The organism is Viridibacillus sp. d25.2 (assembly GCF_055456015.2).
Window position 1 is genome coordinate 1,190,188 of record NZ_CM196652.1, and the last position, 19,688, is coordinate 1,209,875.

A 19,688-nucleotide genomic window follows, 5' to 3' on the forward strand; every position below is an offset into this window, starting at 1 on the left:
TAATTTGCCTGTATGAAATTCCTCCTTCGGCGCATTCTATATTCACAAGGAGGTGATACACATGGCAAATTCAAATTCAAATCCACTTGAAGTAGCAGGTGCTAAACAAGCGATCGACCAAATGAAATACGAAATCGCACAAGAATTCGGAGTGCAACTTGGTCCAGACGCATCATCGCGTGCTAACGGTTCCGTTGGCGGAGAAATTACTAAGCGATTAGTGCAAATGGCTGAGCAACAATTAAAAGGTTACAACAAATAATCAAATGATTAAGTAACCAAAGCAGAAGTCGGTGGCAAATTTGTCACCGGCTTCTTTTTGTATAAGTTTTATTACCTAGTACTAATAGGTGATAGTGCATAAAAAGTTGTTAGAAGTTAGAATTTTCTGTATAATATAAATATTCTTAATGTGAGCATCTTAAGGGGGGTTTTTTCATGAAACGCGAAGATTTACTTGCGCCAGAAGACTATAATTTAGTTGAGGAATTTGAAAGGTATATTCATGATGAGGCAAGGAAAGCCATTGTTTATGAAAACGAAAGTGGTAATACAGATGAAATCACATATGCTGGATTAATAAAAAAGGCAAATAAAGTGGCAAATGTATTTACCAATCATGGCTTGAAAAAAGGTGATGTAGTCCTTATAATGGTACCTCGCTTAATCGATGCATATGTTACGTATGTAGCTGCTCTGAAAGCTGGACTAGTCGTTATTCCTAGTTCTGAGCTGTTACGTGCAAAGGATATTGATTATCGCCTTGTACATAGTGAAGCCAAGGCCATCGTTTCTTACGAGCCATATATTGAACAATTTGATGAAGTAAAACATTTAGAAGGCTTAAAACTTTTTGTTATTGGTCAAGCACATAAACCTTGGATTGAAATTATTCAAGAAGCAGAAACAGCATCTGAACAATTTGAAATGGCACCGACAAAAAATACAGATATGGCATTTTTATCATATACAAGTGGCACAACAGGAAATCCTAAGGGCGTTGTCCATACGCATGGTTGGGCTTATGCACATTTAAAAACAGCGGCAGCTCATTGGCTTGGTATTAAAGATGGTGATCTTGTATGGGCAACGGCAAGTCCAGGTTGGCAAAAATGGATTTGGAGTCCTTTCTTATCGGTATTAGGTAGTGGAGCAACTGGTTTTGTTTATAATGGCAAATTTGAGGCAACAAAATACTTGCAATTATTGGAAAGCTATAAAATTAATGCATTGTGCTGTACGCCAACAGAATATCGCATTATGGCGAAGGTTGACGGTTTAGGAGAATATAATCTATCTGCATTACACAGTGCAGTTTCTGCAGGTGAACCGTTAAATCGTGAGGTAATCGATGTATTTGCAAGATTATTTGACTTAGAAGTCCGTGATGGCTATGGGCAAACAGAAAATACACTATTAGTCGGCACAATGAAAGGTATGGAAGCAAGACCGGGGTCAATGGGGAAACCAACACCAGGTAATATCGTTGATGTTGTTGATGAATACGGCAAACCATGCCCAGCTGGTGAAGTTGGCGATATTGCAGTACATGTAACGACACCTGCTCTTTTTAAAGAATATTTAAAAGATCCAGAAAGAACGAGTATGCAATTCCGTGGTGATTATTACATTACAGGCGACCAAGCTAAAAAGGATAAAGATGGTTACTTCTGGTTCGAAGGGCGATCTGATGATATTATCATTAGTTCAGGCTATACAATTGGACCATTTGAAGTGGAGGATGCTTTAGTCAAACACCCTGCAGTACAAGAGTGCGCTGTTATCGCAAGTCCAGATGAGATTCGTGGTAATATCGTAAAAGCATTTGTCGTCTTAAAAAATATAGAAGATAAAGGTTCAATTACGCTTATACAAGAGTTACAAGACCATGTGAAACAGCTAACGGCACCTTATAAATATCCGAGAGCGATTGAGTTTATAGATGAATTACCAAAGACAACCTCCGGTAAAATTCGCCGAGTTGAGTTAAGGAATCTAGAATTAAATAAAGCATAATAATAGATAAGTAGAAGGCCTATAGTCACTGCAACATGGCGGCGGAATAGGTCTTCTTTTTTATGTTACGTTTACTTTCGTACACTAAAATCATATAATTGTAGCGATAATCTATAAATTGAATATAGAATGAGGTGTTTCTTTGCAGAACGAAAAGAAAGGCATACTTTTTGCCTTAGGGGCGTATATAATGTGGGGGTTCTTTCCTTTCTATTGGAAAGGGTTACAGCATGTTTCAAGCGAAGAGGTATTAGCAGGGCGTGTAATTTGGTCATTCATTTTAACATTAATATTTGTATGCATCTTAAAACAAGGAAAAACATTAATAGCAGATTTTAAACAACTTTGGCAGCAACCAAAATCATTTTGGTTACTAGTTGCTGCAGCTTATTTAATTTCATTCAATTGGTTTTTATACATATGGGCTGTTAATAATAATCATATCGTAGAATCTAGCTTAGGTTATTATATGAATCCATTAGTGTCTGTATTATTAGGGATTTTCTTTTTAAAGGAAAAACTATCTAAGGCACAAGTGCTATCTTTCATAATCGCTGCTATCGGAGTGTTAATATTAACTATTTCATACGGTCAAATTCCTTGGCTGTCATTTGGTTTAGCATTATCATTTGGGGTATATGGTTTACTGAAAAAGAAAGTACTAGTGGATGCAACAAGAGGATTAGTATTAGAGACATTCTTTATATTACCTGTTGCAGTCGCATATTATGTCTATGTTTATTTCCACGGAAATATTTCATTTTTACATATCGATATGAAAACAGATTTACTTATTTTGGGGACGGGTATAGTAACAGCGGTACCATTAATATTATTTGCGACTGGTGCACAGAATATTCCTTTATATTTAGTTGGATTTATCCAGTATGTATCACCAACTATTATGTTGTTTTTAGGTGTAATTGTATACGGTGAATCATTTAGTGGTATAGATTTATTATCATTTACTTTCATTTGGGTAGCATTAATATTATTTTCAATTACTAAGATTATAGAGGTAAGAAAAACAAAAAATTAGTAATTTCAAAAAAACGAAACATTATCAAGTTTGATTCGTAAGTTAATAGAAGGTAAAAGGAGGAAAAAAAGATGAATGCAAAAAGATGGATCGCTTTAGGCGCAGCTACTTTTTTATTAGTTGCTTCAATTGGCGTAAATACTGTATTAAAGCTTGCTACAACAGACTTTACATCAAAATTTGATAACATGCTTAATATGTCTGGCGGTACTACATATAGCGAAATACCAATTGAATCAGGTGATTTTAATAAGCGAATTGCTGTATTATCCGTAAACGGTACAATTCAAGATAATGGAGGTTCTGGTTCTTTATTAGGAGGGTCACCAAGTTACAATCATAAGTTCTTTATGAATCAATTAGAGTCGATTATAAATGATAAGTCTATTAAAGGTGTAGTTTTAAAAGTGAACTCACCAGGTGGTACTGTTATTGAGTCAAAACAAATTTATGACAAGATTAAAGAACTTCAACAGGAACGTAAAATTCCGTTTTATGTATCTATGGGATCAATGGCTGCTTCAGGTGGTTATTATATTTCAGCACCAGCTGATAAGATCTTTTTAGATGAAGAAACGATGACTGGGTCAATCGGTGTAATTATGCAAGGTATGAATTATGGCAAATTAGCAGAAAAGTATGGAATTGAATTTCAAACAATCAAAACAGGTAAGTACAAAGATATTATGAGCCCTACACGTGAAATGACGTCTGATGAGCGTTCTATGCTACAAGAAATGATTAATGATTCCTATGAACGTTTCGTGGATGTTATTGAGGATGGTCGTGGCATGAGTGAAAAAGAAGTTAAGAAAGTTGCAGATGGCCGAATATTAAATGGTACTCAAGCGATTAAAGCTGGCTTAGCAGACGAAATCGGCTATGCAGAAGATACGATTGAAGCGATGAAGAAGGATCATAATCTAAAAGGTGCAGAAGTATTTGAATATACAGCAACTGAAGATTGGACTTCATTATTCTCTGTGAAAATGAATAATCTATTCGGCGGCGCTTCTGCTGAAACACAAGCAATTAGTAAAATTCTTTCTAACTACAATTCTGCACCACGTATGATGTATATGTACGGTGATGAGTAAGGGGCGATGAAAATTGACAGGATTTGTTGAGGTAAACACGATTAGTCAAGAGCCGGTACAGGTTAGAAAAATAGAACAATATCAATTAAAACCAGCAGGGTTTTGGGTTCGATTTTGGGCTTACTTATTGGACTTAGCTATCATTAGCGCGATTTCAGGCTTAACAGTGAATCCGATTGTAACTATACTCGGAATTGATACTGCGAATGCGCCATGGTATGCACCGGTAACGATTGTTTCTAGTGTTATCTTTTATTTATACTTTGTAATCATGACAAAGTTTTGGAATCAAACAGTTGGGAAAATGGTGCTAGGACTTAAAGTAATCCATGAAAAAGAGGAAAAGTTAAAGTGGGGTACAGTAATATTCCGAGAGTGGATTGGAAGATTCTTTTCAGCTACTTTACCAGTTATCTATTGGATGGTAGCTTTCACACCAAATAAAAAAGGTTTGCATGATTATATTGCGGATACAATTGTAGTTCATGAAAATACTTATGAAAAACATGATAAGATGGTACGAGTGGAACAAAAAGAACCTACTATCGCCGAATCAAAAGAAGAGAGAAATTTATCTGTTGATAAAGAAGCAACTGATTCTGAGGTTTCTCAGTTGCAAGAGCCTAAAAGTTTCGAGTAAGATTAAATACAAGGAGGCGTTGAAATGGTACAAGTAACATTTAAAAATAACCCTGTAACATTAGTAGGTAACGAAGTAAAAGTAGGGGATCAAGCACCTAACTTTACAGTGGTAGCTCCAGATCTTTCTGACAAAACATTACAAGATTTTGAAGGTAAAATTCGTCTAATAAGTGTAGTACCTTCAATAGACACAGGTGTTTGTGATGCACAAACACGTCGTTTCAATGAAGCTGCTTCTGATTTAGGTGAAGATGTAGCCATTTTAACAATCTCATGTGACTTACCTTTCGCTCAAAAACGCTGGTGCGGCGCGAACGGTATCGAAAATGTCTATACATTATCAGATCACCGCAGTATGTCATTCGGTGATGCTTATGGTGTACATATGAAAGAACTTCGTTTATTAGCGCGTTCTGTATTCGTTGTAGACCAAACTGGAAAAGTTGTTTATGCTGAGTATGTATCTGAAGGTACAACACACCCGGATTACGAAGGTGCATTAGCAGCTGTTAAAGAACTAGTATAATAAGAATTCTAATGATTATTACAACATGAAACCCACTCTGCCTTTTGAGTGGGTTTCACGTTTGAAGGAGTATATATGGAAACAATTGAAAATCTCTTTTCTTTTATTAATGACAATGCTCAGAAGATAGAAAAGGAACAAGAATTATCATATTTAGATAGTGTTTTAGAAGTTTTGAATGCGTGGTTGGATGGCGATAGTATACCTGCTGGTAAAGTCGCTTCAAAAGAAGAAATCCGTAAGGCAATTCAGCTGGCAATTTTAAAAGGGATGCGTGAAAATGCACAACCTAATCACCAAATGACTCCAGATGCACTAGGATTGTTAGTTGGGTATTTCGTGGAACAATTTTTGGGTAGTAAAGAGGAGGCAGACGGTAAAATCAAACTTCTAGACCCAGCAGTTGGTACAGGGAATTTACTATTAACAGTAATGAACTTACTACAAGACCGAGTGGATGGGATCGGAGTAGAAATTGACGAGCTACTTATCCAATTAGCGGCTGCAGCTGCCGATTTAACGGAGCAGCCTGTTGCGCTTTTCCGTCAAGACGCATTACAAAATTTAATGATTGACCCTGCTGATGCTGTAGTTTGTGATTTACCAGTAGGTTACTATCCAAATGATGAGGTTGCAAAGGAATTTGAGCTGAAGGCTACTGAAGGCATGACATATGCGCATCACTTATTTATCGAGCAATCATTAAAATATTCGAAGGATGGCGGTTATTTATTCTTCTTAGTACCAGAGAATATTTTCGAATCAGAACAAGCGCAAGGTTTGTATAAATATCTACAAAAAACGGCATGGATTCAAGCAGTAATTCAATTACCAAGTTCACTTTTCTCGAATAAAACACATTCGAAAAGTTTATTTATCTTACAAAAGAAAAGTGCTGATGGAAAACCTGTGAAGGAAGTATTGCTTGCTAAAGTACCAAGTATGACTAATAAGCAAGCATTAGAAATGTTCTTTACAAAAGTTCAAATTTGGAAAAAAGAGCAAAAATAGTGCGTGAAAAAGAGGCTCCTAATTATTATTAGTAGCCTCTTTTTATTTAATAATTATTCAGCAGCAGGTTCTGGTGTACGTACTACAAGTACATCACATTTTGCAGAACGAACGATGTTTTCAGAAACACTACCGATTAGGAAACGTTCAACAGCGTTTAGACCAGTTGCACCACAGATGATTAAATCCACTTCGTATTTTTTTGAAATTTCTTTTGTAATAATTGTTTTCGGGGAACCGTATTCGATTAAAACTTTAACATTTTCTACGCCAGCTGTTTCAGCTTCTTTTTTATATCCACTAAGTAATTCTTCTGCAAAGCCCTGTGCACGTTCAGCAATTGAACGATCGTATGCTTCAACAGCAGCAAATGAACGAGTGTCGATTACGTTTACTAAATTTAACGTTGCATTGTTACGTTTTGCAATTGCAACAGCTTTTTTGAATGCCCACTTTGCTTCTTCAGAACCGTCTACAGCCACAATGATATTGTTATAGGATAATGTCATATGTAATTCCTCCTCTATAGTTAATAATATTATACCACCCAAAAGAAACAAATAAACCCCACAATATTGAAGTAATTATGAAAGTTTTCCAATAAAAGTGTGAACAATTCCATGTAAATCAATAAAAAATATATGCTAAAGATTGCATTTTATAAAAGACTTATATTGATAGAATAATAAAAAAATATAATTTTCTAAATTTATACACAAATGAGTGTTAAAATCTGTTAAAATGAACATGTTTTTAAATAGCAATCCTTGTTAATATTATCAATACAACAAGAGTTAATAGCTTTTCACATTTAGGAGGATGGATTATGAAGATTGGTATTCCGAAAGAGATTAAAAACAATGAAAATCGTGTTGCTATGACACCTGCTGGGGTTGTCAACTTAACAGTTTTCCGACATGAAGTATTCATCGAAACTGGAGCAGGTCTAGGATCTGGTTTTGGAGATGAAGATTATGTAGCTGCTGGAGCACATATTGTAGCGACAGCTGAAGAAGCTTGGTCTCAAGAAATGGTAATGAAGGTAAAGGAACCAATTGCTTCTGAATATGGTTATTTCCATGAAGGTCTAATTCTGTTTACATATTTACACTTAGCACCAGAGGCAGAGTTAACACAAGCATTGCTAGATAAAAAAGTTGTAGGTATTGCTTATGAAACAGTACAACTTCCAAACAGATCATTACCGTTATTAACACCTATGAGTGAAGTTGCAGGACGTATGGCAACTCAAATTGGTGCTCAGTATCTTGAGAAAATGGAAGGTGGTAAAGGTATTCTTCTAGGTGGTGTACCAGGTGTGCCACGTGGTAAAGTTACTATTATTGGTGGAGGAATGGCTGGTGCAAACGCAGCGCAAATTGCTATTGGAATGGGTGCTGACGTAACAATTATCGACCTAAGCCCAGAACGATTACGCGTATTAGACGACCAATTTGGAAGCGATGTACAAACGCTTATTTCAAACCCATTCAATATTGCTGAGTCTGTAAAAAATTCAGATTTAGTTATTGGAGCAGTATTAATTCCAGGAGCAAAAGCGCCTAAACTTGTAACAGAAGAAATGATTAAATCAATGTCTCCTGGTTCTGTAGTAGTAGATATTGCAATTGATCAAGGTGGTATTTTCGAAACTTCTGATCGTATTACAACTCATGACAATCCTACTTATGTGAAACATGGAGTAGTACATTATGCTGTAGCAAATATGCCAGGGGCTGTGCCACGTACTTCAACAATGGCACTTACAAATAACACTGTTCCTTACGCTTTACAAATTGCTAACAAAGGCTATCAACAAGCTTGCTTAGACAATGAAGCGTTGAAAAAGGGATTAAATACTTTAGATGGTCACGTTACTTTTGCAGCTGTTGCTGAAGCATTAAATCATCCTTATATAGATGCGGATACATTGTTAAGATAATGATAGAGAGAGCCACTTAGTAAAATTACTAAGTGGCTTTTTGTATAAAAAAGGACTACTCAATTGAAGAGTAGTCCTTTCAAATTGTAGACAAACTCGGAAAAAATGAGTTTACTACAGTATTTGTATACAGGATAGATCCGGTTTTCCGAAGCTTACCGCTCGCTTTCCGCGGGCGAGAGCCGAGCCGCTTCGTCGCTACGCTTCTGCAGGGTCTCGTCTGTCTCGCTTTTCCCGCAGGAGTCGAGTGGACGCTTCTCCAAACCAATAAAGTGCTACCTTCTGTTTTCCATGCTATACAGGATAGATCAGGTTCCCCCGAAGCTTACCGCTCACTTTCCGCGGGCGAGAGCCGAGCCGCTTCGTCGCTACGCTTCTGCAGGGTCTCGACTGTCTCGCTTTTCCCACAGGAGTCGAGTGGACGCTTCTCCAAACCAATAAAGTGCTACCTTCTGTTTCCTATATATACAGGATAGATCCGGTTTTCCGAAGCTTACCGCTCGCTTTCCGCGGGCGAGAGCCGAGCCGCTTCGTCGCTACGCTTCTGCAGGGTCTCGTCTGTCTCGCTTTTCCCGCAGGAGTCGAGTGGACGCTTCTCCAAACCAATAAAGTGCTACCTTCTGTTTTCCATGCTATACAGGATAGATCAGGTTCCCCCGAAGCTTACCGCTCACTTTCCTCGGGCGAACGTCGAGCCGCTTCTTCGCTGCTCTTAGTGTATTACTCTCTATAATAATAAATTTATTGAGAAAAATTTAATAGGAATTTGGAATGAGCCAATTAACTGTCTTTTGTCTTCAAAATAAAAAGGACTACTCAATTGAAGCGTAGTCCTTTTTATTATTAAAGAATGATTAATTCTTTTGGATATTTCGTTAGAACTTCTACGCCATCTTTAGTTACATACACGTCGTCTTCAATTCGGACGCCAGTAACATCCCCTTTATAAATTCCAGGTTCAATTGTGAAGACCATTCCTTCTTGAAGGGGCATTTTGTTAGCACCGTGAACAGATGGGTATTCATGTACGGAAATACCTAGGCCATGCCCTAGACGGTGTGTGAAATATTCACCATAACCAGCCTCTGTAATAACGTCACGAGAAATTTTATCTAAATCCATCGCACGTACGCCAGGTTTAACAGCTGTAATTGCAGATTCATTGGCTTTGCGAACAGCCTCGTAAATTTCTTTTTGAGCTGATGTTGGTTCGCCAAATGACACTGTACGTGTAATATCGGAGCAATAGCCGTTATAGACAACACCAAGGTCAAATAAGATGAAATCCCCTTTTTCAATTTTACGTTCACCAGGATTACCATGAGGAGAAGCTGTTTTCTTACCACTTAAAACCATTGTGTCGAATGACATATAAACGCCTTTTTTCTTCATGGCTAGTTCAATGGCAGATAAAATTTCAAGTTCCGTTTTACCCTCAGCAACTTCACTGCAACCTACTTCTATAGCGTAATCTGCTAGAGCAGCTGCTTGACGTAAGTTTTCAAGTTCTTCTTCTGATTTCACTAAACGCATATTATTTAATTGGTCATCAAAGCCAACAAATTTTGTTGCTGGGAAGAAGGCATTAAGTGCTTCTAAACGTTCAACAGTTAAATGTGATTTTTCGATTGCAATGTTTTGTAATGAAAGTCCACGTGCTTCTGCTGCTTGATGTAATAGTTCCCATGCATTATCAGTGTCTTCATGACCGACTACTTCATGTGACCAGCCTGCAGATTTGGCATCAGGTACTTCCATTTTAGGGCAAATTAAAAATGGTTCTGCATCTTGGAAAATCATTACGCCCAGAAGTCTCTCGTGTGGATCACTTTTAAATCCAGATACATAAAACACATTATCAGGTGTTGTTATGAATGCAGCATCAATACTTTGCTCTTTTAAATAGTTTGAAATCGTTTGTATTTTACTCACTATTAATCCCCCTCGGATTGTTTTAACAGGCTGAAACTAAACTGGCGCCTTCAGTATTATAGTATAAGAATACCAAAAAAGAAGGAGAAAACGTATTGATAACGAATATTTTTTAGTAAGTCGAAATATTAGGAGGATTTAATTATGAAGATTTCTTACCATGGGCATTCAATTGTGAAAATTCAGGTGAATGGTTATACTATTTTATTCGATCCTTTTATTAATGGAAACAAATTAACTGATTTAAACGTAAAGGACCAAAAGCCAGATGTGATATTGTTGACACATGGTCATAATGATCATGTCGGGGATACAGTAGAGATTGCAAAAGCCTCTAATGCTTTAGTCGTAGCACCTGACGAGCTAGCAAATTATTTGTCATGGCAGGGCGTTAGAACGCATCCATTACATATAGGCGGTTCTCATGTATTTGATTTTGGTAAAGTAAAATTAACACAAGCATTCCATGGTTCGTCTTATACGACAGAAAATCGTGAAATTATTTATACAGGTATGCCAGCTGGTATTTTATTTTTTGCAGATGGAAAGACGATTTATCATGCCGGTGATACAGCTCTGTTTAGTGATATGAAATTAATAGGCGAACGTCATCCGATTGATGTAGCGTTTTTGCCAATTGGAGATAACTTTACAATGGGACCTGAGGATGCAGCGTATGCGGTGGCTCTTTTAAAACCGAAAGTTGTTGTTCCGGTGCATTATAATACGTTCCCTGTGATCGAACAAGATCCACATGATTTTGCTGAAATGGTCTCGATAACTGAAGTGAAAGTACTAAATCCGGGAGAAGAAATGGATATTTAGATAAAAGAAAGAAAGGTTATGTCCTTATTGGTTTTTCAATTAATGAAAATTTAATGAAAATGACTGGAATGTGGTACACTTAAACGATAATGATGTTGGAAAATAGGTGATTTTATGGCAACAAAACATGAGAAAATTCTTCAATATATAGAATCACTTCCTGTAGGAGATAAAATTTCTGTGCGACAAATCGCAAAGGATATTTCCGTGAGTGAGGGTACTGCTTATCGTGCAATTAAGGAAGCAGAAACAAGACGACTCGTAAGCACGATTGAACGTGTAGGAACGATTCGAATTGAGAAGAAGAAAAAAGAAAATATTGAAAGACTTACTTTTGCTGAAATCGTTAATATAGTGGATGGACAAGTGCTAGGTGGTAAAGACGGGTTGCATAAAACACTTACGAAATTTGTCATCGGTGCGATGAAGCTTGAGGATATGATGCGTTATACCGATGCAGGCTGTCTTTTAATTGTTGGGAACCGTAGTCGTACGCATGAGAATGCTTTAAGAGAAGGAGCAGCTGTTTTAATAACAGGGGGCTTTGATGCAGCGGATGAAACGAAAAAGCTCGCTGATCAATTAGAACTGCCAATTATTTCAACAAGCTACGATACTTTTACGGTTGCAACAATGATTAACCGTGCTATTTATGACCAACTGATTAAGAAAGAGATTTTATTAATTGAAGATATTTTCGTCTCAATGAAAGATACTGCCTTCTTAAAATCGACTGATTCGGTTCGTGAGTACAATTTATTAAATGCCTCAACGACTCATGGTGGATTCCCAGTAGTGGATAAGCATCATAAAATTGTTGGAATCGTGACATCACGTGATGTGATCGGTAAACAAGATGACGACCCGATAGATCGATTAATGACACGTAACCCTATTACTGTGTCGATGAAAACAAGTGTTGCAACTGCAGGGCATCGTATGATCTGGGAAGGCATTGATTTACTGCCAGTAGTCGATGATCATGGATTGTTACAAGGTGTAATTAGTCGTCAGGATGTCTTAAAAGCGTTACAAATGGCTCAAAGACAGCCCCAACACGGTGAAACAATTGATGACCTAGTAAAAAATGAAATCAAAATGGCGCGAGATGATGAGGAAACTACAGTAGAATTTACTGTTACACCTCAAATGACAAACCAATTTGGTGCCATTTCATACGGAGCATTTACTACGTTATTAGTCGAAGCAGGTTCTAGTGCACTTAAAAAATTTAAGCGTGGTGAAAGTGTCGTAGAAAATATGACAATTTATCATATGAAACCAGTTCAAATGGAGACATCATTAGTCGTAAAACCACGCATTTTAGATATGAGTCGTAAATTTGTGAAAATGGATTTCGAAGTATATAGTGAAGCCGTTTTAGTAGGAAAAGCAATGATGACTTTCCAATTATTAGAGCGCTAAACGTATTGAATTCTACAAAAAAGTGATGCACAGTACTGTGCATCACTTTTTATTCAAACGATATTCTTCTTCAACAAATTGTCCATAGTGGCGAACTCGTTTATTATAATTAAATGCAGTAAATAGACCGAAAAGAACTAAAACTGCACATATAATATACGTTAAATTGGTGTGGTACATAATCATTTGGTTAATACCGAAAATAACTAATAAGCCGCCTAAAGCTACACCAGCACGACTTGAATACCATTTTTTGTGAATAGGTAAATCAGAACGGAATTGTTTAGTCTTAAGGTAAAAATAAAAAGCAACTGTAATAGCAATCAATATTGCTAGAACAATATTCAAAATATTAGACATGGTGTTCCTCCTATAAAAGCAAAGCTGATTCTAGTTTAACGATAAATACAAGAAAAAGCGAGTAGAAATCCAAAGGAAACTTGTAATATAAATGCTATGATAGTTTAAATCTTTCTATAGAAATACATTGATAAATATTAATATGATACCCTTTGTACTGAAAGTATTTAGGAATCCACTATAGTTTAAAGGAGAATCTTAATGAAACGACAAATTATTGATACAATCAAACAATATGACAAAATTATTATTCATCGACATGTTAGACCAGATCCAGATGCTTATGGCTCGCAAATGGGTTTACAAGCTATTTTACAAGCGACATATCCGGAAAAAACAGTATACACAACAGGGGAACATGAAGAATCACTTTCATTTCTTGGGGAGCCTCAAGTTGTTGCAGATAATGAGTTTGAAAATGCGCTTGTCATTGTTACTGATACGGCCAATACAGAGCGTATCGATGATCAACGTTACAAACAAGGGAAGTTGGTAATTAAAATCGACCATCATCCAAATGATGATGCATATGGGGATTTACTTTGGATCAACACAAATGCAAGTTCTTGTAGTGAAATGATTTATGATTTATTCACTGAAGGAAAAGAAGTAGCGGATTGGAAAATGGACGCTAAAGCAGCTCGCTTCTTATTTGCTGGAATCGTTGGAGATACGGGCCGCTTTATCTATCCGAGTACAACAGAAATGACATTTTACACTGTTGGAGAATTAATCAAATACAATTTTGATCGTACAGAATTATTTGATGGTATGTATGAATTGGACCGAGAATTGCTGCATATGCAAGGTTATATATTCCAAAATTTTGTGATGGATGATAATGGTGCAGCTTATATTAAATTAACGAGTGAAGTATTACAGGAGTTTGGCGTTACGGCTTCTGATACCTCTTTATTAGTAGGGTCATTAGGTAATGTGAAGGGGATTAAAGCTTGGGCAATTTTCGTTGAAGAAGCTGATCAAATTCGTGTTCGCTTACGTTCAAAAGGACCTATTATTAATACTCTGGCAAAGCAATACAATGGGGGAGGTCATCCATTGGCATCTGGTGCAACAATTTATAAATGGGAAGAATCTGAAGAGGTTATCTCAAAATTAAAAGAACTTTGTGCGAAATACTGACTATAGAAAGGAAGAGATGAAGTTGCAAAATGTATATCCACAAATTGTGACGGCTGCGGATATGTTAAAAAGTACGATTCGCATTGATGAGCTCATTTCTTTCTTACAACAAGAACATGCGAAGGCAGCAGCAATCGTCAATTCTAAATTGTACGGTTTGTTGCCTTTTTGGCGTGCTTTAAAAACAGCTGAGATTCATCCAGTTATTGGTTTAACTGTTCGTGTACAGTTTGGAAAACAGCGAGTACGTTCAGTCGTTTTATATGCGGCAACTCAGCAAGGATATCAACATTTACTGAAAGTGACTTCTGCTATTTCAGTTCGTGAAGGAGAGGTATTACCATTACGCTGGCTTGAGGGCTACCATGAGGGCTGCATTATGATGATACCTATGACTTCACCAGACTGGACAGCTGACGGTTCTTTTGAAGATGTACAAGCACTTCAAGCTATTTTTGGTAAAGGGAGATTATATGTAGGGATTGACCGACCAGGTGGTATGAAGTCTGATTTAGAGCAGAGCATTATCAGTTATTGCCGTGAACAAGAACTGTCTATTTGTGCTACACATCTCAGTACTTTTATTCGTGAGGAGCATGCATTTTCATTTGAAGTAGCAAGAGCGATTGAACAAGGTATGAAGATGAACAATAGTGATCAGTTAACCGCACGGGAACGTCAACAATTTGTACCTAGTCATAACCAATGGCAGGAGTGGTTTGCAGATTATCCTGAGTGGCTTGTGACAACCGAGCAAATGTTGCTTGATTGTCAGGTTGATCTAGCATTCGATAAATTTTTGATGCCTAAATTTCCAACTCCAGAAGGTGAGACAGCTACTTCTTTACTTGAAATAAATAGCTTGAGAGGTTTACATGAGCGCGTGCCAAATGCAAATGCAACTTATATAGACCGATTGCATTATGAGCTAGGGATTATCAAGGAAATGGGCTATGCAGATTATTTTTTAATCGTCTCGGATTATATTCAGTATGCGAAAAGTAAGCAAATTTTAACGGGTCCTGGACGTGGCTCGTCAGCGAGTTCACTTGTTGCTTATACATTACGTATTACAGATGTCGACCCGTTACAATATGGTTTATTATTCGAACGTTTCTTAAATCCTGAGCGAATTACGATGCCGGATATAGATGTGGATTTTGCAGATCATCGCCGGCAAGAAGTTATTCAATATGTTGCAGATAAATATGGTAAGACATATACATCGCAAATCATTACATTCGGTACATTATCTGCTAAAGCAGTTGCTAGAGATGTTGCACGTGTATTTGGCTTCACTAGTGAAGAGATGTCGACAATTTCATCCCTTATACCAAATAAAGTGGGCATTACATTAAGAGAAGCTTTAGCGGAATCTGCAGCATTGCGTGATTGGATTGCAGCTGTAGATATAAGACGAAAATGGTTTGAAGTCTCATTAAATTTAGAGGGGCTGCCAAGAAATGCATCAACGCACGCTGCAGGTGTTGTACTTTGTCCAGAACCTTTAGTAAATATAGTCCCTATTGAGCCAGGTAACGAAGGGCTTTATATAACGCAGTGGCCGATGCAAGAAGTAGAATCTATAGGCCTATTAAAAATGGATTTCCTTGGATTGCGTAATCTAACTATTTTAGAGCGTATCCGTTCAATGATTTATTATGATACAAGGAAATTTCTTGATTTCGAAAAAATCCCCCTACACGATGCAGCGACATTCAGATTATTGCAACAAGGTGATACAACAGGTGTTTTCCAATTAGAGTCCGACGGTATGCGTCAAGCATTACGTGATATAAAACCAACTGTCTTTCAAGATATTGTGGCAGTCAACGCATTATATCGTCCTGGTCCAATGGATTTTATTCCTGTGTATAGCAAAAGAAAACATGGTGGAGAAGTAATAAGCATGCCACATGCCGTACTTGAACCTATTTTAAGTGAGACTTATGGTGTCATCGTGTACCAGGAACAAATCATGCAAATTGCAGCAGTGATGGCAGGATTTACAATGGGAGAAGCAGATATTTTACGACGAGCAGTTAGTAAAAAGAAAAAAGAAATATTAGATGCAGAACAACAACATTTCGTGAATAACTCTGTAGCAAAAGGATTTACTGAGCAAGTAGCGAAGGAAGTTTACGATTTAATTGTTCGTTTTGCAAATTACGGTTTTCCGAAAAGTCATGCTGTGGCATATAGTATCATTTCTTACCATATGGCGTATTTAAAAGCGAATTTCCCTGCGTATTTTTATGCGGCACTTTTAACTAGTGCAATAGGAAATCAAGATCGTCTTATGCGTTTGTTGCAAGAAGTGAAGCAAAAAGGAATAATCGTATTGTCACCATCCATTCACCACAGCGGTAGCACGTTCCGGGTGGAAAGCGGAGCTATTCGTTTTGCACTCTCGGCAATAAAGGGTGTACCACAATCATTTTTAACAAAACTTCTGACCTTACGAAAAAATGGTCATTCCAACTGGTCAGATTTATTTGATTTTGCTCTTGATATGACAGGTGTTCATTTTACGAGAAAAGCATTAGAACCTTTAATAAAAGCAGGAGCATTAGATGACTTCGGACGAGATCGTGGGCAACTTTTAGCTTCTATAGAAGCGGTAGTCAAGCATGCAAATTTATATCGACCAAGCGATGAAGAGAGTTTATTAAGTGATGGTGATTTTTTATTTGGTAAACCAAAATATGCAGATGCCAGTTTAATGCCAGAAAAGTTGTTATTGCAATATGAAAAAGAAGTGCTGGGATTTTATATGTCAGAGCATCCAATTATGAAATTAAAGAAAGAATTGCAGTTTGATTCAATATCAGCTACTGATATTTCAAATTATCAAAGTCGAAAATATGCGAAAATACTCGGCATCGTTTCAGGGATTAAGCAAATTCGTACGAAAAAAGGCGAGCAAATGGCGTTTATTGATCTTGAAGATGAATCTGGAATGCTTTCAATAACAATCTTTCCTCGTGAATATACCCATATTCAAGAATGGTTACAAGAGGAACAAGTTGTTTTAGCAGAAGGTTTTGTAGAGCAGCGTAACGGTAAACCACAAATGATTGTAAAGAAATTAATGACGAATCTAACCGAAAAATAGAATAAAAGACTAAAACTGTGTGATTTTCACACGGTTTTTTTATTTTTACTTTACTCTTTGAGGGATTTTCTGTATGCTATTATCAAAAGTGGTCAGACCACTATTTCAAACTTATATTGTCCAAGGAGAAATTCAATGAGTGCAGAAAAACCAACTTCTAAAATGTTTCTACAAATTGTCAGTGAGCTACGAGCATTAATACGTGATGAAAATATTCCGGCAGGTGGTAAAATCCCATCAGAGCGCGTACTAGCTGAGCGTTTGAATGTTGGTAGGTCATCTGTAAGAGAAGCACTACGTAGTTTAGAGCTACTTGGACTCATTGAAACGCGTAGAGGCGAAGGGACATTCTTAACCGATTTTCGAAATCATAAACTAGTAGAAGTATTGTCTACCTTCATTTTGCAGGAGGGAACAGATCTAGAGAATGTGAATGAAACACGAAAAATTCTTGAAAGAGATGCTATTCGTATCGTGTCTTCAAATGAAACATTACGTAAATTACCGGTATGGGAAAGTTTGTGGCGTAACCTTGAAACTGAAGGTGTAATTGCACGCGAGGATATTATGCGAGAAATCGTTATCGTATCAGAAAATCGCCTAGTACTGAAAATGTGGATCCTGTTAAAGCAATATGGAAAAGAGATGTATAGTGGACTTTCTACCGAGCATGAACAGCCTATGTTACAAGCCTTTATAAGTGAATTAATGATAGGAAATACTGCTGAAGCAATAAGCTGGTTTGAGAAATGGACCGAGTTGCTACATAAGGGGAGAGATATTTTATGAGTATTAAAGATTTATTTAAAACCAATAAAATTAAAAATAAAGCGCGTAATTCTTTAAAGCGCGAAGAAAATGATGTGCCAGAAGGGATCATGACTAAATGTCCTGAATGCCGTCATGTAGAGTTAACAAAGGATTTAGTGAAAGGATTAAAAGTTTGTTCAAAGTGCGATCATCACTACAAAATGACAGCTCAAGAGCGTGTTGATATTTTCTTTGATGAAGGTACATTTACATCTTTGGATGATCACTTACAATCGGTTAATCCATTAGAGTTTCCTAGTTATATTGAGAAGATCCAATCAGATATAAAGAAAACAGGGTTAAATGAAGCAGTATTAACAGGTATTGGTGAGTTAGATGGCAAACAAATTGTTGTAGCGATTATGGATTCGCACTTCCGTATGGGTTCAATGGGGTCTGTTGTAGGTGAGAAGATCACCCGTGCAATTGAAAAGGCTACTGAACTAGGTGTACCATTCATCATTTTCACTGCGAGCGGTGGAGCTCGTATGCAAGAAGGTGTGTTATCTCTTATGCAAATGGCGAAAACGAGTGTTGCTTTACAACGTCATAGTGCAGAAGGTTATCTATTTATTTCCATAATGACACACCCAACAACTGGTGGTGTATCTGCAAGCTTTGCTTCTCTTGGTGATATCAATTTAGCTGAACCAAAAGCGTTGATTGGCTTTGCCGGTCGTCGTGTTATTGAACAGACCGTGCGTGAAAAATTACCAGAAGATTTTCAAACTGCTGAATTTCTATTGGCACATGGTCAGTTAGATGCCGTAGTAAATCGCAAAGACATGCGCAAAACAGTTTCAACAATTGTTAAACTTCACGTAAAGGAGGCGCAATAATAATGGTGAAATACTTACCGTTCGAGGCACCCCTTATGCAGCTTCGTGAAAAAATTAATGAACTAAAAGAATTCACTGCCAATGCAGATGTAGATATGTCTAAAGAAATTAAGCAACTTGAGGACCGTTTTAGTAAATTAGCAAAAGAAATTTATAACAACATTCAACCTTGGGATCGTGTACAGATTGCTAGACATCCTGAGCGTCCAACGACAAAAGATTATATAAATGCTATTTTCGAAGATTTTATCGAGTTTCATGGAGATCGTAACTTTGGTGATGATGAGGCGATTGTAGGTGGTATTGCTTCTTTTGAAGGACAACCAATTACAATTATTGGCCACCAAAGAGGTAAGGATACAAAAGAGAATATTCGTCGTAACTTCGGTATGCCTCATCCTGAAGGTTATAGAAAGGCTATGCGCTTAATGAAGCAAGCCGAGAAATTTTCAAGACCAATTATATGTATGATTGATACAAAAGGTGCGTATCCTGGTAAAGCAGCTGAACAACGTGGACAAAGTGAAGCTATAGCTCGCAACCTATTCGAAATGGCAGGTTTAAAAGTTCCTGTTATTAGTATTGTTATAGGTGAAGGTGGTAGTGGTGGTGCTCTTGCTTTAGGTGTAGCAAACCAAATCCATATGTTAGAGAATGCAACTCTTTCTGTTATTTCACCAGAAGGTGCAGCTTCAATTTTATGGAAAGATGCGACTTTAGCGCAAAAAGCAGCTGAAGCTATGCGTATTACTGCACCTAACTTAAAAGAGATAGGAATTATAGATGAGATTATTCCAGAAGTATTAGGTGGCGCGCATAATGATGTAGTGCAACAAGCACTTAATATGAAGTCTGTTTTAAGCAATTCATTAGTACAACTACAAACTTTATCGGGCGACGAACTTATTCAAAATCGTTATGATAAATTTAGAGAAATTGGTGTTTTTGCCGAATAACTACAATTTT

At 37.1% G+C, this 19,688-nt stretch carries 18 protein-coding genes; 15 read left to right on the plus strand and 3 right to left on the minus strand.

The window, feature by feature from the left end; genetic code table 11:
- Positions 1 to 61: 61 nt before the first annotated feature.
- The 7 genes from ACZLO7_RS05895 to ACZLO7_RS05925 all read left to right on the plus strand — a co-directional run bounded on the left by ACZLO7_RS05895 (position 62) and on the right by ACZLO7_RS05925 (position 6,331).
- The gene (locus ACZLO7_RS05895) at positions 62 to 262 is read left to right on the plus strand and encodes an alpha/beta-type small acid-soluble spore protein (RefSeq protein WP_038187843.1); all 201 of its coding nucleotides are present in this window, start codon (positions 62 to 64) and stop codon (positions 260 to 262) included.
- A gap of 176 nt (positions 263 to 438) precedes the next feature.
- Positions 439 to 2,016 carry an acyl-CoA synthetase MbcS gene (mbcS, locus tag ACZLO7_RS05900; RefSeq protein ID WP_464938158.1) on the plus strand — a complete coding sequence of 526 codons (1,578 nt, stop codon included), beginning with the start codon at positions 439 to 441 and terminating at the stop codon, positions 2,014 to 2,016.
- Between the two features lie 142 nt (positions 2,017 to 2,158).
- Positions 2,159 to 3,055 carry an EamA family transporter RarD gene (gene rarD / locus ACZLO7_RS05905; protein WP_464938157.1) on the plus strand — a complete coding sequence of 299 codons (897 nt, stop codon included), beginning with the start codon at positions 2,159 to 2,161 and terminating at the stop codon, positions 3,053 to 3,055.
- Positions 3,056 to 3,126: 71 nt separating this feature from the next.
- A complete protein-coding gene (sppA, locus tag ACZLO7_RS05910) occupies positions 3,127 to 4,152 on the plus strand; it encodes a signal peptide peptidase SppA (protein ID WP_464938156.1) in 1,026 nt (341 codons plus the stop codon).
- Positions 4,153 to 4,165: 13 nt separating this feature from the next.
- Entirely contained in the window at positions 4,166 to 4,792 is a 627-nt protein-coding gene (locus ACZLO7_RS05915) for an RDD family protein (protein ID WP_464938155.1), read from the plus strand.
- Between the two features lie 24 nt (positions 4,793 to 4,816).
- On the plus strand, positions 4,817 to 5,320 hold the full coding sequence (tpx, locus tag ACZLO7_RS05920; protein WP_464938154.1) for a thiol peroxidase: 504 nt from the start codon (positions 4,817 to 4,819) through the stop codon (positions 5,318 to 5,320).
- Positions 5,321 to 5,395: 75 nt separating this feature from the next.
- On the plus strand, positions 5,396 to 6,331 hold the full coding sequence (locus tag ACZLO7_RS05925) for a class I SAM-dependent methyltransferase (RefSeq protein ID WP_464938153.1): 936 nt from the start codon (positions 5,396 to 5,398) through the stop codon (positions 6,329 to 6,331).
- 53 nt (positions 6,332 to 6,384) lie between these two features.
- On the opposite strand, the gene ACZLO7_RS05930 is transcribed toward ACZLO7_RS05925, so the two are convergent.
- The gene (locus tag ACZLO7_RS05930; RefSeq protein WP_464938152.1) at positions 6,385 to 6,840 is read right to left on the minus strand and encodes a universal stress protein; all 456 of its coding nucleotides are present in this window, start codon (positions 6,838 to 6,840) and stop codon (positions 6,385 to 6,387) included.
- A gap of 317 nt (positions 6,841 to 7,157) precedes the next feature.
- On the opposite strand from ACZLO7_RS05930, the gene ald reads away from it, so the two are divergent.
- Positions 7,158 to 8,273 carry an alanine dehydrogenase gene (ald, locus tag ACZLO7_RS05935; protein ID WP_464938151.1) on the plus strand — a complete coding sequence of 372 codons (1,116 nt, stop codon included), beginning with the start codon at positions 7,158 to 7,160 and terminating at the stop codon, positions 8,271 to 8,273.
- An 843-nt stretch (positions 8,274 to 9,116) separates the two neighbouring features.
- Here ald and ACZLO7_RS05940 read toward each other — a convergent pair.
- Positions 9,117 to 10,205 carry a M24 family metallopeptidase gene (locus ACZLO7_RS05940; protein WP_464938150.1) on the minus strand — a complete coding sequence of 363 codons (1,089 nt, stop codon included), beginning with the start codon at positions 10,203 to 10,205 and terminating at the stop codon, positions 9,117 to 9,119.
- A gap of 144 nt (positions 10,206 to 10,349) precedes the next feature.
- Between ACZLO7_RS05940 and ACZLO7_RS05945 the strand changes: the two genes are divergently transcribed.
- Both ACZLO7_RS05945 and ACZLO7_RS05950 read left to right on the plus strand, forming a co-directional pair.
- Positions 10,350 to 11,030 (plus strand): metal-dependent hydrolase, encoded by a 681-nt coding sequence (locus ACZLO7_RS05945; RefSeq protein ID WP_464938149.1) that lies wholly within the window; start codon positions 10,350 to 10,352, stop codon positions 11,028 to 11,030.
- Between the two features lie 114 nt (positions 11,031 to 11,144).
- On the plus strand, positions 11,145 to 12,455 hold the full coding sequence (locus tag ACZLO7_RS05950; RefSeq protein WP_464938148.1) for a DRTGG domain-containing protein: 1,311 nt from the start codon (positions 11,145 to 11,147) through the stop codon (positions 12,453 to 12,455).
- 42 nt (positions 12,456 to 12,497) lie between these two features.
- Here ACZLO7_RS05950 and ACZLO7_RS05955 read toward each other — a convergent pair whose 3' ends face one another.
- Positions 12,498 to 12,815, minus strand: a complete 318-nt coding sequence (locus ACZLO7_RS05955) for a YtpI family protein (protein ID WP_464938147.1) — start codon at positions 12,813 to 12,815, stop codon at positions 12,498 to 12,500.
- Between the two features lie 201 nt (positions 12,816 to 13,016).
- Here ACZLO7_RS05955 and ACZLO7_RS05960 point away from each other — a divergent pair, with 201 nt between their 5' ends.
- The 5 genes from ACZLO7_RS05960 (at position 13,017) to accA (ending at position 19,678) form a co-directional block, all read left to right on the plus strand.
- Positions 13,017 to 13,958: a DHH family phosphoesterase gene (locus ACZLO7_RS05960; RefSeq protein ID WP_464938146.1), complete on the plus strand. Its 942-nt coding sequence runs from the start codon at positions 13,017 to 13,019 to the stop codon at positions 13,956 to 13,958.
- 22 nt (positions 13,959 to 13,980) lie between these two features.
- Positions 13,981 to 17,073, plus strand: coding sequence for a DNA polymerase III subunit alpha (gene dnaE / locus ACZLO7_RS05965; RefSeq protein ID WP_464938145.1), 3,093 nt, complete (start codon positions 13,981 to 13,983; stop codon positions 17,071 to 17,073).
- Positions 17,074 to 17,208: 135 nt separating this feature from the next.
- Positions 17,209 to 17,862 (plus strand): FadR/GntR family transcriptional regulator, encoded by a 654-nt coding sequence (locus ACZLO7_RS05970; RefSeq protein WP_464938144.1) that lies wholly within the window; start codon positions 17,209 to 17,211, stop codon positions 17,860 to 17,862.
- A complete protein-coding gene (gene accD, locus ACZLO7_RS05975) occupies positions 17,859 to 18,722 on the plus strand; it encodes an acetyl-CoA carboxylase, carboxyltransferase subunit beta (protein ID WP_464938143.1) in 864 nt (287 codons plus the stop codon). The genes ACZLO7_RS05970 and accD overlap by 4 nt, the downstream gene beginning before the upstream one ends.
- Before the next feature lie 2 nt (positions 18,723 to 18,724).
- Entirely contained in the window at positions 18,725 to 19,678 is a 954-nt protein-coding gene (accA, locus tag ACZLO7_RS05980) for an acetyl-CoA carboxylase carboxyl transferase subunit alpha (RefSeq protein ID WP_464938142.1), read from the plus strand.
- Positions 19,679 to 19,688: the final 10 nt, after the last annotated feature.

Bases quoted from the DNA above. Each gene is read 5' to 3' on its own strand.
- ACZLO7_RS05895 (WP_038187843.1), top strand. From the start codon at position 62: ATGGCAAATTCAAATTCAAATCCACTTGAAGTAGCAGGTGCTAAACAA.
- mbcS (WP_464938158.1), top strand. From the start codon at position 439: ATGAAACGCGAAGATTTACTTGCGCCAGAAGACTATAATTTAGTTGAG.
- sppA (WP_464938156.1), top strand. From the start codon at position 3,127: ATGAATGCAAAAAGATGGATCGCTTTAGGCGCAGCTACTTTTTTATTA.
- tpx (WP_464938154.1), top strand. From the start codon at position 4,817: ATGGTACAAGTAACATTTAAAAATAACCCTGTAACATTAGTAGGTAAC.
- ACZLO7_RS05925 (WP_464938153.1), top strand. From the start codon at position 5,396: ATGGAAACAATTGAAAATCTCTTTTCTTTTATTAATGACAATGCTCAG.
- ACZLO7_RS05930 (WP_464938152.1), bottom strand. From the start codon at position 6,840: ATGACATTATCCTATAACAATATCATTGTGGCTGTAGACGGTTCTGAA.
- ald (WP_464938151.1), top strand. From the start codon at position 7,158: ATGAAGATTGGTATTCCGAAAGAGATTAAAAACAATGAAAATCGTGTT.
- ACZLO7_RS05945 (WP_464938149.1), top strand. From the start codon at position 10,350: ATGAAGATTTCTTACCATGGGCATTCAATTGTGAAAATTCAGGTGAAT.
- ACZLO7_RS05950 (WP_464938148.1), top strand. From the start codon at position 11,145: ATGGCAACAAAACATGAGAAAATTCTTCAATATATAGAATCACTTCCT.
- ACZLO7_RS05955 (WP_464938147.1), bottom strand. From the start codon at position 12,815: ATGTCTAATATTTTGAATATTGTTCTAGCAATATTGATTGCTATTACA.
- ACZLO7_RS05960 (WP_464938146.1), top strand. From the start codon at position 13,017: ATGAAACGACAAATTATTGATACAATCAAACAATATGACAAAATTATT.
- ACZLO7_RS05970 (WP_464938144.1), top strand. From the start codon at position 17,209: ATGAGTGCAGAAAAACCAACTTCTAAAATGTTTCTACAAATTGTCAGT.
- accD (WP_464938143.1), top strand. From the start codon at position 17,859: ATGAGTATTAAAGATTTATTTAAAACCAATAAAATTAAAAATAAAGCG.
- accA (WP_464938142.1), top strand. From the start codon at position 18,725: ATGGTGAAATACTTACCGTTCGAGGCACCCCTTATGCAGCTTCGTGAA.